Genomic DNA, 17245 nt, shown 5'->3' on the forward strand with positions numbered 1-17245 from the left:
CTTCGGATCGGAATGGAATCAGCCCTGGCCAAAGCCAAGGAACTCGAGCAGCAACTGGCGGCGCGCACGGCGCTTGCGGCGCCGCTCCTCTTCGTCGTCGCCGGCTGCCTTGGCGGCGCTGGCGCTGGCCTCGTTGACCTGGGCCAGGCCGGCGGTGAGGCCCACGTTGGGCGCGGCCGGCGGCGCACCGACGACCGAGCCACCGACGATGTCGTCCGCGCCGCGCACCACGTCCGCACCCAGCGTCACCGTGCCCAGCGCGCGGATGCCGGCCTCGCCAGCATCAATTGCGCCGGCCGGCGCGTACAAGTCCAGCGCGCTGTTAGCGTCCAGCACGGCAATGCCGCTGCCGCTGAACGAGCCGCTGGTGTCGACCACGATGCGGCCGTTGCCGTCCAGCCGGAACACCGGCGGCGGTGCGCCGACGACCGTCTTCGCGCCACGCCCGGCGTCCACGTCGCCTGTGGACGACCACAGCAGGATGTCGCCCTGGGCCAGCGTGAAGATGCGGGACTGGTTGACCAGGATGTCGCCATGCGCAATGCCATCGATGTCGCCACCGGCGACGGTGACGATGCCCAGCTCGCTGGCCGGCTTCTGGCTGCCGCCGCTCTCGCCGGCATTCACCGCGCCACCGGGCGCCAGCAGCGTGATGCCGGAGCCCTGCAGCGTGCGCGCCTGGGTGGCAGGCAGGCGGATCTCGCCGCCCGGCCGGCCGTTGCCTTCCAGCGGGAACAGCGCGTTGATGGCCGCGTAGCCGCGGTCGTAGGCGGCCTCCTTGTCGTCGGCCAGGCGCGCGGCGACCGCGGCGCGGCCCTGGGTGCGCACCTCGTCGACCAGCACCGCGTTCAGGCGCAGCAGCTGGCGCTCCTGCGGCAAGGCCTCGAAGGCGACCAGCGCGGCATCCAGCGACAGGGCCTGGCCAGTCTGCGCCTGCATGAAGTCGACCAGCGCCTTGGCGCCGGCCGGCGTGTCGGCCTTCGCGACCGCGGCGATGAAGGGCTGGCGCCGCGCGGCGTCGGCCCGGCCCAGCGCCTCGGCCAGCAGCGCGGCCGGTGCGGCCGCCTGCTTGACGGCCGACAGCGTGCCCAAGGCGGCGAGCGCCTGCGCGTCGCTGTCGCTGGCATGGCCCGGCAGGCTGCGCACGTAGCGCACCACTGCGGCCTGGTAGCCGGCGTCGCCCAGCAAGGCCTTCACCTGCGCGAGCTGTGCCTGGGTGCCCTGCGCCGCAAACGCCTTCGCGGCCTCGCTGCCCAGCGCGGGCACCTGGCCGTCGGCTGCGCTCAACAAGGCATAGACGTCGCCTGCGCGGGCCGCAAGCGCAGCGGCGCCCAGCACGCCAAAGCCGCGGCGGGCCGCGTCGGCGTAGTCGGCACCGTCGGCGCGCAGGCCGGCCACCAGCGTCAGGTGGGCGCTGCCTTCGGACAGGCGCGTGCTGTTGTCCACATTGCCCACTGCCTGCAGGCCGGCGGCGCTGCCGAGGTCGATGTCGCGACCCGCCGTCAGCACCAGGTCGCCGGGGCCGGCCACGCGGATGGAGGCCAGACCGAGCTGGATGTCGCGCCCGGCCTGCAGCAGGCTCAGCTCGCTGGCGGGCGCGTTGATGGCTGGCGTGTTGCCGTCCAGCCGCACAGCCTGCTGCTGGACCTCCAGGCCGGCGTTGACATTGCTGCCTGTGAGCAGGATGTCGCGTTCTGCCATCAACCGCACCGGGCGGGCCGAGCGCAGCGAGCTCTGCACCTCCAGGTCGCCACCCGCGGCGATCATGCGCACCGGCGTGCGGTCCGTGCGGTCCAGGCCGTTGCCGTCGCCGCGCGCGAGGTCGCCATAGCCCAGTGCGAGCCAGGCGCTGCCAGGCAGGCCCTGACCGTTCAGGCTCTGCGCGTCGATGCCGCTGTCATCCTGGTACGACACGCCTTGCGTCCAGCTGGCATTGACCTGCAGGCTGGTCGCCAGCGTGAGCTGCTGGCCGGCCAGCAGGTCCAGCCGTGCGGCAGCCGCTTCGGCTTGCTGGATGACCGGAGCGGCCAGGTAGCCGCCAACCTGCAGCGAACCGGATGGCGCGGCCATCAGCACCTGCGTTGGCAGCAGGTTGACGGTCTGCGCGTCGCCGGCGGTGTTGAGCGGTGTGTCGGGTTCGGCATCGGCCCGGTAGCGCAGGTCACCGCCTGCGGCGCGCAAGCTCAGCGAGGCCTGGCCATCCAGTCCGCTGATCCAGCGGCCATCGACGGCATGGCTGCTGACATCCGAGCCCAGCGTCAGGTCGCGCCGCGCACTGATGTCCATCGTGGTGTTCTCGTGCGCCAGCTGCAGCCCGGCAGTGATCGCACCGCGCTCGGTCAGCGCCTGGTTCTCCTGCCAGGCCACGTCGCGGCCGGCCTGCACCGTGAGCTCCCGGCCGCCGGCCTGGATCAGGCCACCGACCACGTCGCGCCCGGCCTGCACATGCACGCTGCCACCGCCGTAGCTGTGCGCGCCGTCGGCATCAATGAAGCCTGTCGTCGGCGCAGCCAGCATCAGCTCACGCACATCCGTACCGGCGCTCACGTCGATGCAGCCACCGCCAAACGACGCCAGGCCGTGCTGGAAGCCGGCTTCGTAGGTGTCCGGCTCGGAAGTCCAGTAGACCAGCGGGCCGCGCTCGGTGATGCGCGTCCAGCCGTTGGCATGGGCCGACTGCAAGGTGTTGGTGTAGTACTGCTGGTACGGATCCGCGGTCACCGAGCGCGAGCGCACCGACTGGCCGGCGCTGACGCGCAGGTCGCCCGCGTCCACGCGGAACAGGTCGGCCTGGCCTAGCGTCTTGCTCGCGGCCAGCGCCGCCGCATCGGTGCTGCCCACGCCCCAGCTGTAGAGCCGGGTCTGGCCCTGGGTCAGGTCAATGTCGCGGGCGGCGGCCAGCGTGATGTCGCCGGTGGTCGTGCGCACCGTGGTGACCGCCGGCGTGCCGCTTTGCATGCGGCCGATGCTCAGGTCGGCATTGCTGCCGCGCTGCACCGCGTTGACCGCTGCCGCGTTCAGGTCTGCGCCGGCGACGAAGCGCAGGCTGCCGCCGGCGCTGCTGAGCCCGCTCCAGTGGAAGCCGGCGGCGATGGACGAGCCGACGCTCAGGCTGCCTGCTGCGCGCAGCGTGATGCTGCTGTCGCCCACATGGCTGGCCTCGCCGTCGTTCTGCTGCACGGTCGCGCGTTCGGTGGGCGTGGCCCAGGTGCCGCCCTGCATGGCCACCGACAGGTCGCCTTCGCTGCGGATCTCGGCGCCGGCATGGATGCGCAGGGCAGCCAGCAGGTCGGCATTGCCACCCGCGAGACGGTTCGCAAGCAGCTCGGCCTTGCCGCCGTTGGCGCCGATGAAGTTCTGGCCTTCGGTGGCCAGCGTGCTGGCCAGCAGGGTGCCGGCGGCCGGTGCCGCGTAGTCGGTGACGGTATCGATGCCGTCGTAGACCTTGACGGCTTCGACGTCGATGCGACCGGCGCCGGTGATGCTGGCGGCCAACGGCGCGATGGCCACGCCGGCGCCGTCGGGGTTGTCGGCGGTGATGCCTTGCCGCGCTGCACGCAGCAGCAGCCGGCCCGCATCGCCGTTGACGCCACCGGCCACGTCGATGCGGCTGCCGGCCTGCAGTTGCAGCGCGCCGGCGCTCGCATTCAGTTCGACCCGGCCGCCGTCGCCGCTGCCGTCCACGGCCTGCGCCGAGGCCAGCAGCGCCGAGCCGGACGCAAGCGTCAGGGCATCGCGTGACGCCAGTGCGATGCGACCACCGTCGGCGCCGCGGGCGTCCAGCGTGCCGCGCACGGTCAGCGCGCCGCCATCGGTGCTGAGCTCGATCTCGCGTGCGGCCAGCTGCGTCTGCGCGCCGATCAGCAGGTCACCACTGCGCTGGTGCACCCGGATGGCGCCGGCAAAGCTTGCCGGGTCACTTTCGCCCATGCGCTGGGCCAGTGCGGCCAGGTCCACCGCCGCGCCGCTGTCGACCGACAGCTCTGCGCCGGTCTGGCCCTGGCTGCTGCCAACCAGCTGGCCAGCCAGCAGCTGCACCGCGCCCTGCGGTGCGGCCAGACTGAGCCGGCCGCCTTCGGCATTGCCGGCAGCCGAGACGTTGATCACGCCGCCCTGCATCATCACGTCGCCGGCCTGCGCGCTCAGGTTCACCTGGCCGCCGCCGAGGTCCACGCTGGCCTCGCCCACCGCCACCGTGCGGCCGGACACGTCAATGCGGCTGCCGGCGCCCAGCACCACGCCATCGCGCGCGCTCAGGCTCACGTCGCCGGACGGCAGCACGATGCGGCCGTCCTGCTGGATCTGCGCGGCTTCGAGGTGGAAGGCCGCGCCCAGTGCGGAAGGCGGGGCCACGCTGTCTGCAGTGGCCGTCAGCCAGGCCTTGCCACCGGCTTGCAGCGTGGCGTCGGCACCGGCGGTTTCGGCGACCACGCCGCGCGATTGCAGCGTGAGGTCACCGGCGCTGGCCAGTGCGGCGTCGCGCCCGGCAATGGCGACGGCGTTGTCGGCCTGCAGCGTCAGCGAAGCCGCACCCTGGGCGACCATGCGGCCGCTGGCCAGGCGAATGTCGCCGCTGCCGCCGGCCGCCGCGCTGGCATGCAGCGTGACCTGGCCGTCGCCGGCCTGCGCCGCGCCTCCGGTCAAACCGGCGCTGTTCGTGAGCGTGATCTCGCCGGCGGTGATGCGTGCACCGGCGCCGGTGGCTTCGATGGCACGCAGCGTCGGCGTGTCCAGCACCAGGCGGTCCAGCGTGGGCGTGCCGTCCGCCGCTTCGCCAAGCACTGCGCCGTCCTTGAGGTTGATGAAGCGGTAGGCGTGCAGCGTGAGCTGGTTGGCCTGGCTGGCCTGGGCCAGCAGCGCGGGCGTGAGCGACAGCACGCCAGGCCCGCCGGCCGGGCCGCCGATGGTCAGCGTCGGCGCGCCCAGCGTCAGCTCGCTGGCCAGCAACTGGGCCGAGCCGGCGATCTTGGCGTCCTGGGTCGCGTCCAGCAGCAGGCTGCCACTGCTGGCCTGCAGCTGCACCTGGCCGCCGACGCTCAAGGCGCCGGCCTGCAGCGTGGTGCCCTGGCGGCTCAGCGTGGCGCCGGGCGCGCTGGCCAGGCGTAGCGCGGCACCGTCGCCCTGCAGGCTGTAGGTGGCGGGTGCGTCGGCCGCAGCGCTGGCAGGTGCTGCGCGCAGGACCGAGCCGGCAGCGATGTCGACCTTGTCGGTCGCGGCGATCACCAGGTCCGGCACGCTCAGCACCTCGCCGTTGGTGGCGACGGTGACGTGTTGCGCGTTGACGTTCAGCGGCACGCTGCCGTCTTCCGCGGCACTGCCGCTGCGTGCGCCCAGCACCAGCGTCTGCGCGCCGAGCTGGTTCAGCGTGGCAACACCGAGCTGCAGTGCACCGTCGCCAGCGCCGCCTTCGACGGCGCCCACGGCGATCTCGGCCGCGCTGAATTCGGCCCTGCCGCCGCGCCCTGCGGCCTGGCCGGTGCCGGCCTTGGCGCCGGCCATCGCCACCTGGCCCTGCAGCGTCGCGTTGACGGTGGACAGCGCCAGCGTGCCAGCGTCCATCGGGCGCTCCAGCGTGGCCGTGCCGGCAGTCGCCGCACGGTCCGTGAAGGTGGTGTTGGCGGATGCGCTGCGGACCTCGCTGCGCGTGCTGGCAATCTCCCGGGTGGTGATGCGCCAGGTGCTGGTCTGCTGGTCCGCCGCGCCGGTGCCGGCGGTGGACAGCCGGGCGCCGACCCAGACTGAACCGTCGGTCTGGGTGACGGCGGTGTTCAGCGCCAGCGGCGTGCTGGCCTTGACTGGCTCGACCAGGAAGGCGCCGGGCTGCAGCGCGTAGCGCGCCGGCAGCAAGGTGTAGGTGCCCGCCGGCACCGGGCCGCCGGTGCCGATCTCGATCTGCCGGCCCTGGGCTGCGGCGCCGGCCAGCGTGCTGTCGTACAGCGCTGCGCCGTGCACCGTGGGCACCAGCGCGTAGGCGCCGTTGCCGCCGGCGAACACGTCGGTCGAGCCGCCACGGCCGGGCACGAAGGTGTAGGCCGCGAGGTCGCCGCCGCCGGACAGGTCCAGCTGCGCACCGGCGGCCACGGCCACGTCGGGCGAGGCGATGTCGATGCGCTTGGTGGGCGCCGCCGCGAGTACGCTGCCGTCCGGTGCCAGCCAGCGGTCTTCGCTGCCGGTGCCGTAGGGCAGCAGCAGGCCGGCGGCCGAGACCGAGGTGCTGCTGCCGGCCTCGAAGCGCACGGCTTCGCTGGCTGTCAGCAGGATCTGGCCCTGCGGCGCGCGCACCACGCCGCCCTGGGTGATGGTCGCCGCCGTGATGCCCAGCGTGCCGCCGGCCGACAGCGGCGCGGCGATCTTGGTGGCGTCCGCGCCGTTGCCGGCGATGCTCACGTCATGGTCCACCGCGCTGATGCGGAAGTCCACGCCGGTGCCGGGATAGAGCTGGCGCGCGCGCAGCGACAGGTCGCCAGCGGTGACCAGGCTGCCCTTGAGCGCGCTGCTGTTCAGGCCCTGCAGCATCAGGTCGCCCTCGGCCGCCAGCGCCAGCTTGGCCAGGTCTTGCGTGACCCAGTTGCCCGAGACCAGCAGGCCATCGCGCGAGTGGATGCCCAGCGTGGCATCGCCAGCGCGGGCCTGCATCACCGGCATGGCGGTGCCGTTGGCCCCGCTCACGCCCCCTTGAAGCTGCACCTGGCCGGCATTCAGCTGCACCGCCTGGCCGGGCTGCACGCCCAGCGAGCGCGAGGCAAGTGTCAGCGTGCCGGTGAGATCCAGGTTGGCGCCACCGAGGAAGCGCAAGCTGTCGCGTGCGCTCAGGCCCAGGTTGGCCACACCGGAGGCGCGGATGGCGGCGGTGGAGATCGAAGCCGTGTCATTCAGACCATCGATGGCGGCGGTGTCGCCCAGCGTCACGCCGGCGGTCTTCTCGGTCGGGCCTGTGGCAATGCGCAGTTCGTGCCGGACGTTCTCGGCATTGCCGGGCTGCTGCGTGGCGGCTGCATTCAGCGTCACGTTCAGCGTGCCGCCGCTGGCCTTTGCACCCCCCGCGTGCAGGTCGATGCTGCCTTCGGTGACCAGCGCGCGGCCGGCCTCTATGCTCAGCGTGCCACCGTTGCTGTCGACCTGCTGGCGCGCCCAGCGCACGCCGCCTTCGCCCAGGCTGCTGCGGTCCAGCTCGGCACTGGCGCCATGGGCGGCCAGCGTCGCGCCCTGCTGGATCACCAGCACCGGAGAAGTGGCCGGCACATCGCTGCCGACCTTCAGCGCGATGCTGCCGCCGTCCAGCACCTGGCCCTGGCGCAGGCCGTTGGTGGTCGGGCTCGGCAGCGTGGTGCCGGAGACATCGACGCTGCTGTGCGAGCCCAGCCACAGCATCGTGTCGCTGGGCGCGCCTGCAACTTCTTCCTTGGTGGCCGAGACCGCCAGCGCCACCTTGCCGCCGGCGGTGTGCAAGGCACCGTCCATCAGCAGCTGGTTGCGCGCGCTCAGGGACAGCGTGGACAAGGCAGTCGACTCGATCACCGCGCCCTGGTTGACGACCAGCCGGCCGTCGGTGCTGTCGGTGCCGCTGGCACGCAGGCTCAGGTTCACCGCGGCCGGCGCCACGCCGGGCAGCGGGCCGGCGGTGGCCAGGCTGCGCCAGTCGCTGCCGCTCGCCGCCAGCACGGCCAGGCGCGGGTCGAGCTGCCATTCGTCGCGGTGCAGCGTGACATGGCTGCCGGCCGCCACCCGCAGTTCGTGCCTGCCGTCCAGCACGAAGCTGCCGAAGCCGCCTTGCTGCAGCAGCGAAGCGTTCACGAGCTGGGTGCCGGCCGCTGGGGCGACGGCCGAGCTGCCGAGCTGCAAGCTCGGCGCGGTGAGGCTCAGCGTGCCGCCGGTGGCCAGTGACTGGCCCAGCAACTGGCCGCCCAACTGCAGGCCCGGCGCTTCGGGCAGGTCGAGCGCGGTATAGGCCAGCGCGATGCTGCCGGCATTGCCGCCACGCAGCGTGCCGTCGGTGCCGACCACGGCGCCGCCGGACACGTCCACCACACTGCCCCGGCCCAGCTGCACACCGGTGTTGCCCGAGGCCGAGAAGCTGCCGCCGGTGCTGGCGGAGGTCGCCTTCGGCCCGTCGATCAGCGTGTTGATGAAGCGGCCTTGCAGCTGCACCGTGGTGCCGTTCGCCAGTGTTGCCTGACCCTGCTTGCTGTTCAGCTCGACCTTGCCGCCAGCGCTGCGCACCTGGCCGCCGAGCTGCACGTCGCCACGGCTGGACAGCAGCCGCAACGTGGCCTGGTCGCCCAGGTCCAGCGCGGCGTTGGTCGACTGGCCGAGCACCGAGACATTGCCGTTGGCGGCAATCGCCACCTGGCCGAAGCCGGCGTCCAGCAGCGTGTCGCGCGACATGCCCGAGGCGGCAGGCAATGCTGCGGCCATCGCGTCGGTCCACAGGCCCTCATCCACCTGCGGACCCTGGGTGCTGAGGTTGAAGAAGTCCAGCACCGCGTCGCCGTTGTACTTGTCGCTGCTGAAATCCTGCTGCCGCTGGACCACTGCGCCGATGTTCAGGCTGCCGCGCACGGCCTGCGCGTCCAGCCCCTGCTGCTGGCGCGTGCCCTGCATCACGTGCGCGTCCATCGCGCCCTGCGCGACCACGCGGGGCGCGACGATGGCGACGCTGCCGGCGGCGCGGCCTTCGGTGTAGCCGTCTTCGTGGTGGGTCGGCGTCAGGCTGCCGTAGTTGACCTTCACGCCCCAGCGGTCGTAGCCGGCGGCGCTGCCCTTCTGCAGGTTCAGCGCGCTGTTGTAGACCAGGTCGGCCGGGGCGCTGTTGAGGTCGTAGAGCTGGCCTGTGCTGCTGATCAGCTGGGTCTCGCGCACCTCGGCCGCCGTGTAGGCCACCTGGCCGCCGGACACGTCGATGCGCGAGCCGGCGCGGATCAGCACGCCGCTGCCGGCCGTCAGCCGCACCTTGCCGCCGGCCGAGAGCCGCTCGCCAATCGTCTGCTGGATGCCGTCGCGGTAGCCTTCCAGGCTGCCGAGCAGGGCAGAGTCCTGGCGCACGTCCACGGTGACCTTGCTGCGGTAGAGCAGGCCGTCCTTCTGGATGGGCGCGTCCTTCAGGTCGTTGCTGCCCAGCAGGCCGGTGGTGACGAAGAATTGCGAGACGCTGGCGACCGTGTCGGTGGTGCCGGAGACGTCGATCAGCGCGTCCTCGGCCAGCACGATGCGCGAAGCCTCGTCCACGCCCTTGTCGGCCGCGTAGCCGCGCGTGGCGGTGGGCTCGTAGTTGGGCACCTTCTCGGCCCGCACGTCCACCGTGGCGCCGGGCGCGATGATCTTCGCGCCGGTGTCCAGCAGCACGCTGGCGCCGGCCAGGTCGATGCGCGGTGCGACGAAGGTGGCGTTGCCGTCGCTGGTCAACGGCTTGTTGCCGTTCTGCTCGGCCGCGTTGTCAGGGGCAATCGTCGTCTGGCTGCCGGCACCCAGCACCAGCGCGCCGGCCTGGGTCGCGTCCACGCTGCTGGTGCCGGCCTTGGCGTTGCCCTGGGCGCGCAGGATGATGCTGCCGTTTTCGGTGACGCTGGTGGTCGCGCTGATGCGGCCCATCTGGTTCACCGTCATGCCCACCAGCGTGGTGTTGCCGCGCGCCGTGCTGATCAGGCCGCTCGTGGTGTTGACGACGCTGCCCTGGCGGTCTTCCGCGTCCTTCGGGCCCGCGCCCACCTCGACCAGCAGGCCGCGCAGCGCGGGCACGTCCGGGTTGGTCTCGGAGGCATACAGCGGCCGGCTGTCGGGCCGCTGCAGGTAGATGGCGCCGCCGCCGGCCAGCAGGGTCTGGCCGCCGGGCGTGCTGATGCTGCCGGCGTTTTCCACCCGCTTGGCGAACAGGAAGACCCGGCCGCCGTTGTCGGTGGTGATGGTCGCGCCCTCGTCCACGCGCACGAAGTTCTTGCTGTCGACGAAGTTGGCGGCCTCGCCGTCGTACTTGAAGGTGGGCGAGAGGGTGTTGTAGAGCAGGCTGTTGGTCAGGCCGGACTTGAACTCGTCATCCGTGAGGTTCAGCGCCGAGGCGATCAGCGAGCCGGTGTTGACCTGCGCGCCCTTGCCGAACAGGATGCCGTTGGCATTGATCAGGTAGATCTCGCCGCCCTTGGTGGCCGTGAGCTTGCCGAAGATCTGCGACGGCGCAGTGCCACCCATCACGCGGTTCAGCGCGCTGTAGCCTTTGTCCGCCATGTCGAAAGTGACGCTGCTGTTGGCGCCGATGTCGAAGCTCTGCCACTGGTAGATGGCGCGCTGGCTGGTCTGGCTGATGCTCTGGTTCACGCCGCCACTGGCATTGGGCGTGTTGACCGGCGCGGCACCGCCGCTGCCGTAGACCCGCCAGCTGGCCGAGGGCACCGGCACCGCCGCGACCGGTGGGGCGGCCGGCCTGGCCTGGGCCGCGACCCACAGCGGCCAGCAGGTGGCCAGCGCGGCCATCAGCGGGGTCAGCGAAGACGGGAAGCGGAGCGCGCGGGGGGAAGCCATGCCGGAAGCCATTGGTGAGGTCTCTCAGAAGCGCGCGGCCAGGCGCGCATGCAGGTGCAGGTCGTACTTCGCGGCGTTGGTGCTGGCGCGCAGCGGCCAGGCGAAATCCAGCCCGCCTTCGGTCGAGCCGCTGGTGTCGCCGCCGGACCAGCGCAGCCCGAAGCCGGCGCCGCTGAGCGACTGCCGGGTGAGCTGGCCGACCGGGGCGTCGGTCGTGAAGACACGGCCGGCGTCGATGAAGATCAGCGGCGTGATCTCGCGCCAGCCAGGGATGTCACTCGGCGCCAGGTTGGCCACGCGCCATTCCATCGAGCCGAGCAGCGCGTGGTCGCCGGTGGCCTCGCTTTCGTCGTAGCCGCGCACGCTGTCGGCGCCGCCCAGCGAATACTGCTCAGGCCCGACCAGCGCATGCGAAGCCGCCTGGCCGCCCAGGCGCCACGACAAGGCGCCGCTGCCCAGGCGCTGCTGCGCACGCAGGTCCAGCCGGCCGATCAGGAAGCTGCCGTCGCCGCCCTTGCGCTTGCAGGCGAACTGGTCGTCCTGGCCGGTGCCGCTGTCGGCCGCCGGGCAGTCCACCTGGCGCTCCAGCAGACCACGCGCCGCGGCGGTGACGCTGGCGTTCCACTGCATGCGCCAGTCGCCGTCGCTCATCTGGTCGCTGTAGGCGAGCTGGAACGGCAGGTAGTGCAGCGGCGTGGCGATCTCGCCGGCACCGAACACGGTGCGCTCGCGCAGCAGCTTCAGGTCGGCGCCCCAGCTCAGCGTGGCGGTGCGTTCGCCGCCGTGATGCGAGAAGACGGTGGCGCGGCGCAGGCCCAGCGTCGTGCCGCGACCCAGCACCTGGCTGCCGCCCAGCGTTTCCACGTCGCTGTTCGACAAGGTCAGCGAGAAGTTCCAGCTCTCGGTCTCGCTGTCGGGAACCGTGTAGTTGGCCACCAGCACCTTGGACTGTTGCGGTGCCAACGGCGCGGTGATGAAGTTCAGCTGCAGCGCATGGTCGCGCTGGAACAGGTTCTCGTAGCGCAGCGTGGCCTGCAGACGGATCGGCTCGGTGCCGGCCGAATGCTGGTTGTGCACTTCGACCGAGCCGGAGAACGGCAGCTTGTCGTCGACCTGCAGTTCCACGTCCACAGTGCCGGGCAGGCGGCCGGGCTTGAGCACCGGCTGCACCCGCCTGTCCTCGCTGCGGTTGACCTCCGCCAGCTGGGTCTGCACGCGATTGAAGTCCGGCACGCCGCCAGGCTTCAGTTCGGTCACCTTGCTGCGGATGTAGCCCTGGTCGTGGTACTTCGAGCCGACGACATAGAGCGCGCCGACACGGCCTTCGATGACGACCAGCCGCACCACGCCGCCGTCCACCCGCTGCTCGGGCACGTCGACCAGCACCGTCAGGTAACCCGCCCTCTGGTAGACCGCCTCCAGCGCGGTGCGCGCCGCGTCCACGCCCTTCATGCCCTGGCCGGGGCCGAGGAAGGGCTCGACGGTGGCCGCTATGAGCGCATCGGGCAGCACGGTGTTGCCTTCGACCTGCAGCTCCAGCAGATCGAAGCCTGCAGGCTGCGCCTGGGCGAGAACCGGCAGAGCGGCCAGCACCAGCGCAAGCGCGGGCGCGAGCAGACGAGCGCAAAGGACAGAAGCAGCGGCGAGATGATTCACGCTTCGCATGTTCGGTGGATGGGGTGACGCAGCGGGCCTGGCGGCATGGCCCGAACGGCCCATGCCAACCCGGCCCGCGAGGCGGATTTGTGACGGAGGCAGCGCCGGCTGCAGCAGAAGAAAAAACGGGTGGGGCCGCGCGATGTGGCACCCACCCTGCATGCGGCCCGGAGCGAGCTCCGGGCCGGCCCGGCGCGAAGCCGGGAAGCGTTGTCGTGACTTACTTGACGATGCGCATCGGCGAGCACGAAGCCGCGATGTTGCGGTCCATGCGCGAAGCGAACTTCAGCGTGACCGGGTCGGTCTGGTCTTCGTAGGCGCCGGTGTAGCTGGCCGGAGCGGCCATCACGCCTTGCTGGGTATCCACGTCTGCAACGTTCAGCTGCGCAGCCTTGCCGCCGTTGGCGCGCAGGGCCGTCAGGAAGGCCTTGACGTCCGCGTCGGTCAGCGTGGTCTTGCTCCACTGCATCGTGGCGTTGTAGACGAACTTGTAGTTGCCGACCTTGGCCGAGTCACGGGCCGGCGAAACGCCGTCCAGCTTGACGAAGCGGTAGCCCTTGTCGGTGCTGGTGCCCGTCGGGGTCGGGGTGTTTTCGCGGCTCAGCATGCCGATGGCGTAGGCGGTGCCAGGCAGGCCTTCGACGGTGGTGCCCAGGCAGGTCTCGACGGCGCCGGAGCCCGAACCGAGGTTCCAGGCCAGCGTGCCGGTTTCGGCCAGCGCGGGCGAAGCGACGACGGTGGAGTTGTCGGTGCCGACGGTCTGGCCGACCGGTGCATAGGTCGCCGTGCCGGTGCCGCAGCCGGCGTTCAGCAGTTCGACGTTGAAGCTGGCCTGGGTGCCCGAGCCGATGTTGCGGCGGCAGACGTTGACCTGCTTGCCCAGCACGGCGGCGTCGACGCTGGCCGGCACGACGATGTTCCAGCCGCGCTTGTCGGCGGTGCTGCCGGTCAGTTGACCCGACATGGCCGAAGCGACGAAGGTGCGCGACAGCGTGGGCATCTTGTTCGGGGCTTCGTCGATCACGCCACCGGCGGCGATCAGGCCCTGGGCTTCCTGCAGCGCGCGGTACAGCTTCTTGTTGACCACCACACCCATGATGGTCTGGTTGAAGGCCTTGGAGTCCAGCGTCGTGGTGTCGACCTTGACTTGCGGCGCGGGCAGGTTGACCGGCTTCTGGAACAGCGCCGGCTCGACGTCGGAGACGCCGGCATCGGCCAGGCGCGAGACGGTGTTGTTGCAGGCGAAGCTGGGGACCAGGATGTCGGTGGCCGGCGAAGCGTTGCCGGTGGCGGTGCAGGTGCCGTTGACGGCCATCAGGTCCTGCGGGGTGGCGGTGGCGATCGGGTTCACGCCCTGGAACGAACCACCTGCGTCACGCTTGACGAACAGCACCGGGGTGCCGACCACCCAGTTGCCAACCTTCTTCTTCAGGTTGCAGGAATAGGCGCGGTAGTTGCTGCCGGAAGGCGCGGCACCGGTGCCGTTGAAGAACACGTCGAACGTCGACGGGTTGCACTGCGCCTGGAACCAGGCACCGACGAACAGGCGCTGGGCCGAGCCGCCGGCCATGTAGACCTCTTTCAAGGTGCCGGCGGTGCGGGCTGCGTCGATTTGGGCGGGGCTCAGGGCGTGGGCGCTGCCAACAGCAGCCATCGCGGCCAGGGCGATCAGGCGAGTTTTCATGTGTGACTCCATCAAGGGAATTTGGTTGTCGGGCAGTTGCGCTTCATACAACGTGCAACAGGCCTGACTATCTCCAGCGGGAGTGACACCGCGAGGGGCACGCAGGCCGATTGCGATGCGGCATTCGGACCATGCGCAACCGGCCAGCTGTCATTCAAGGGGGAATGGGCTGGCAACCCCCTAATGCAGCGCGGCATGCCCGTAAATCGCCTCTGGGCTGACCCTGTGTGCGCGGGCGCACGCTGTCACGATGCTCGGGCGCCCGTCAGATCTGCACGCGCGTGCCCAACTCCACAACGCAGCCGTGCGGCAGCTTGAAAAATTCCGCAACGCTGCCAGCGTTGCGCGACATCGTTGCGAACAAGGATTCGCGCCAATGCGCCATGCCTGACCCAGGTGTCGGCACGACGATCTCACGGCTCAGGAAATAGGAGGTTGCCCCCTGATCGATGGTCAGCCCCTGACTCGCGCACTGTTCGAGCGCGGTCGGGATGTCGGGCTCGTCCATGAAGCCGTAACTCATTTCCACGCGCCAAAAGCCCTTGACCAAGTGAGTCACCCGTACACGCTCGCCAATCGGCACACGAGGTACCTCCTCGAACTTCACGGTCAGGATCAGGTTCTGCTCATGAAGGACCTGGTAGTGCTTCATGTTGTGCATCAGGGCTTGCGGCACTGTGCCGGGATTGGCAACGGCGTACACGGCGGTGCGCTCGATGCGGTGTGCTTCCTTGTCCTCGGCCAGAGACGTGATGAAAGGAATCAGGTCAGGATCGTCCCTTCGGATGTGTTCGATCAGCAACTCGCGTCCGCGTTTCCAGGTCGACATGATCGCGAATATCGCGGCCCCCATCACCAGCGGGAACCAGCCGCCTTGCAGCAGCTTGAGGGAGCACGACACCACGAGGACTGCGTCAATCAGAAGGAACAGCCCGGTGGCCGCAAGCGCCAGCGCAAGCGAGTGGTTCCAGGCGTAGCGGACCACGAAAAAGGTGAGCATCGTGGTGATGAACATCGTGATCGTCACGGCGATGCCATAGGCCGAAGCCAGTGCGGACGAACTGCCAAAGCCCACCGTCGCCAGCAGCACCGCGACCATCACGACCCAATTCACCATCGGTACGTAGATCTGCCCGGCTTCCTTCTCGGAGGTGTTGAGGATGTGCATGCGCGGCAGCAGCCCGAGCTGGATGGCCTGCTTCGTCATGGAGTAGGCCCCCGAAATCACCGCCTGCGATGCGATCACCGAGGCGGCGGTCGCCAGCAGCACCGCCGGGATCAGCAGGGACGACGGGAACAAGCGGTAGAACGGGCTTTCCAGCGCGCCAGGGTCGCTCATCAGCAGCGCCCCCTGCCCCATGTAGTTGAGCGCCAACGATGGCAGCACCAGGGTCGTCCAGGCAATTCGAATGGGCCGCGCGCCAAAGTGCCCCATGTCGGCATACAGCGCCTCTGCACCGGTGAGCGCCAGCACGATGGAGCCCATGATGACGAACAGGTGCCAGCCGCGCGCTTGCAGGAAAGCAAAGGCTTCCAGCGGATTCAGGGCTTCCAGGATGCCGGGTTGCCGGGCAATCTGCAGGGCGCCCATGACGCCCAGCACCAGGAACCAGACCGTGATGATCGGCCCGAACAGCTTGCCCACAGCTTCAGTGCCAAAACGCTGTGCCATGAAGAGGCCGATGATCACGATCAGCGAGATGGGCAGCACATACGGCTTGAAGGCGGGCGTGATCGCTTCGAGTCCCTCGACGGCCCCGAGCACCGAGATCGCCGGTGTGATGACACTGTCCCCGTAAAACAGCGCGGCCCCCAGGACACCGGTCAGCAGCAGCGCGGTCCGGCGTGTCGGCGTGCTGGTGGCGGCCAACGCAGTCAGGGCCATGATGCCGCCTTCGCCGCGGTTGTCGGCCCGCAAGATCAGGATGACGTACTTGAGCGTGACGACCAGCATCAGCGCCCAGAAGATCACCGAGACCGCCCCGATGATGTTGGTCGCGTCCAGCGGCACGTTGTTGGCGGGGTTGAACACCTCCTTCATCGTGTAGAGCGGGCTGGTGCCAATGTCGCCGTAGACGACGCCCAATGCGCCCAGCGTCAGTGCGCCCAAGCCATGCCGGTCGTTGGTTCTTGTCATGGCCGGGACCGTACCACGACGCGCGCCCGCCAATGCTTGCCATCGCTGAGCCGCCACGCCGCTGCGCTTGGCACTCTCGGATCCATCAACACCTCAGTTTGGTTGCGGGCGCATTGGGCACTTCACAGGTCACGGTCCGCAGCCGTCAGAAGAATGAACGGCAGAGTGTCACCATCCCGTCAAGCCACCGGCCTAGCCTGAGTCCGCCACCAACAGAGGACAGTCCATGCGATCAGCCGAAACGCTTTTACGGCGAGCTTGAAGCGTTGACCCTGGAGATCGCTTCCGAGGCTCCCGCGCTGCAGTCGCATTGGCCGACCCGGATCGGGCGCGCCAGCTTCGAATCCGGTGCGCGCAACCTGGCGGCCTATCTCTGCCTGAGGAAACGCGATCCTCGTCCGCAGCAAAGAGACTTGATGCTGTTGGGACTGTCATCCCTGGGCCGAGATGACCGACGCGGCCATGGGTGCCAGGGCCGAATGCGTGATGCTGAACAAGGGTCCGCACTTGCTGGAAGCGGTGGACATCCTGCGCGACCTGTTCGGCCGGATGGACGCGCAAATGCACAAGAAGACGCCGCAGTTGCGGCGGTTGAAGAGTTGGTGAGATTCGAGTGACGACAAGCGCCATCCGATAAGCCCCTTTGGGACTGATGATCCAGCCAGACTTGCCCGAGGCCTCGGCGCGTCCTACCATCGGCCAGCGCACACCCATGACCGGGTGATGACGCGAGGCAAGTTCATTGCCCCTTCAGAAAGCCGCGTCAACGTGGCCACTGCTTGCTTGAATGTGACGAGTGGCCAGGACGAAGCGTGGTCCCGGGCCATCACGGCAACTGCGACGACCCGGCGCTTGGCGCCGCCCCCTGCGCACGACTTTTGAAGGAGCCACCCGTGTACATGCCCAATGATCTCAGAGGCGACCTTGTGCTCGCCCGCACCCAGAACGGCCAGAAGGTGGCTGTGGAGGATTCTTCCACCCTGGAAACCGATGACCGCCGCCTGCTGCTGCTGGTCAATGGCTTCACGCCGTTGAGCCACCTGGAGGAACGCCTGCCCATCGGCAATGAACTCAAGGCGGCAGTGCGCAAGCTGCTGGACCGTGGATTGGTTTCGCAAGTGCAGGCTGCTGAGCCCGCCGCTTGGTCCCCAGCATCCGTGAGACCGCATTGAGCGTTGTCCCCTTGATGTGGGGACAAGCCGTGGACAAGTACGGCGGCCTCCGGCCAAGTCCGCGCCCGGCTTGGCTTCCGGACA

General features: G+C 69.9%; 6 protein-coding genes. 2 read left to right on the top strand and 4 right to left on the bottom strand.

All coding sequences use genetic code 11. The annotated features are described in order from the left end of the window. Window positions 1-18: 18 nt before the first annotated feature. The 4 genes from LRH25_RS29140 to LRH25_RS29155 all read right to left on the bottom strand — a co-directional run bounded on the left by LRH25_RS29140 (window position 19) and on the right by LRH25_RS29155 (window position 15989). Window positions 19-10512: a filamentous hemagglutinin family protein gene (locus LRH25_RS29140; protein ID WP_231013029.1), complete on the bottom strand. Its 10494-nt coding sequence runs from the start codon at window positions 10510-10512 to the stop codon at window positions 19-21. 24 nt (window positions 10513-10536) lie between these two features. Beyond that, window positions 10537-12168, bottom strand: a complete 1632-nt coding sequence (locus LRH25_RS29145) for a ShlB/FhaC/HecB family hemolysin secretion/activation protein (protein WP_231013030.1) — start codon at window positions 12166-12168, stop codon at window positions 10537-10539. Window positions 12169-12388: 220 nt separating this feature from the next. After that, window positions 12389-13852: a hypothetical protein gene (locus LRH25_RS29150; protein WP_141288087.1), complete on the bottom strand. Its 1464-nt coding sequence runs from the start codon at window positions 13850-13852 to the stop codon at window positions 12389-12391. Between the two features lie 265 nt (window positions 13853-14117). Beyond that, complete coding sequence (locus LRH25_RS29155; protein WP_141288086.1) at window positions 14118-15989, bottom strand: potassium transporter Kup; 1872 nt, start codon at window positions 15987-15989, stop codon at window positions 14118-14120. A 447-nt stretch (window positions 15990-16436) separates the two neighbouring features. On the opposite strand from LRH25_RS29155, the gene LRH25_RS29160 reads away from it, so the two are divergent. Beyond that, window positions 16437-16595 (top strand): hypothetical protein, encoded by a 159-nt coding sequence (locus LRH25_RS29160; protein ID WP_211361407.1) that lies wholly within the window; start codon window positions 16437-16439, stop codon window positions 16593-16595. Between the two features lie 287 nt (window positions 16596-16882). Then, window positions 16883-17161: a hypothetical protein gene (locus tag LRH25_RS29165; RefSeq protein ID WP_141288085.1), complete on the top strand. Its 279-nt coding sequence runs from the start codon at window positions 16883-16885 to the stop codon at window positions 17159-17161. Window positions 17162-17245 lie beyond the last annotated feature (84 nt).

This window comes from Ideonella azotifigens (assembly GCF_021043325.1).
Taxonomy (GTDB): domain Bacteria; phylum Pseudomonadota; class Gammaproteobacteria; order Burkholderiales; family Burkholderiaceae_C; genus Ideonella; species Ideonella azotifigens.

Excerpts from the sequence above, each read along its gene's own strand:
- LRH25_RS29140 (WP_231013029.1), bottom strand. The coding sequence starts at position 10,512 with ATGGCTTCCCCCCGCGCGCTCCGCTTCCCGTCTTCGCTGACCCCGCTG.
- LRH25_RS29150 (WP_141288087.1), bottom strand. The coding sequence starts at position 13,852 with ATGAAAACTCGCCTGATCGCCCTGGCCGCGATGGCTGCTGTTGGCAGC.
- LRH25_RS29160 (WP_211361407.1), top strand. The coding sequence starts at position 16,437 with ATGACCGACGCGGCCATGGGTGCCAGGGCCGAATGCGTGATGCTGAAC.
- LRH25_RS29155 (WP_141288086.1), bottom strand. The coding sequence starts at position 15,989 with ATGACAAGAACCAACGACCGGCATGGCTTGGGCGCACTGACGCTGGGC.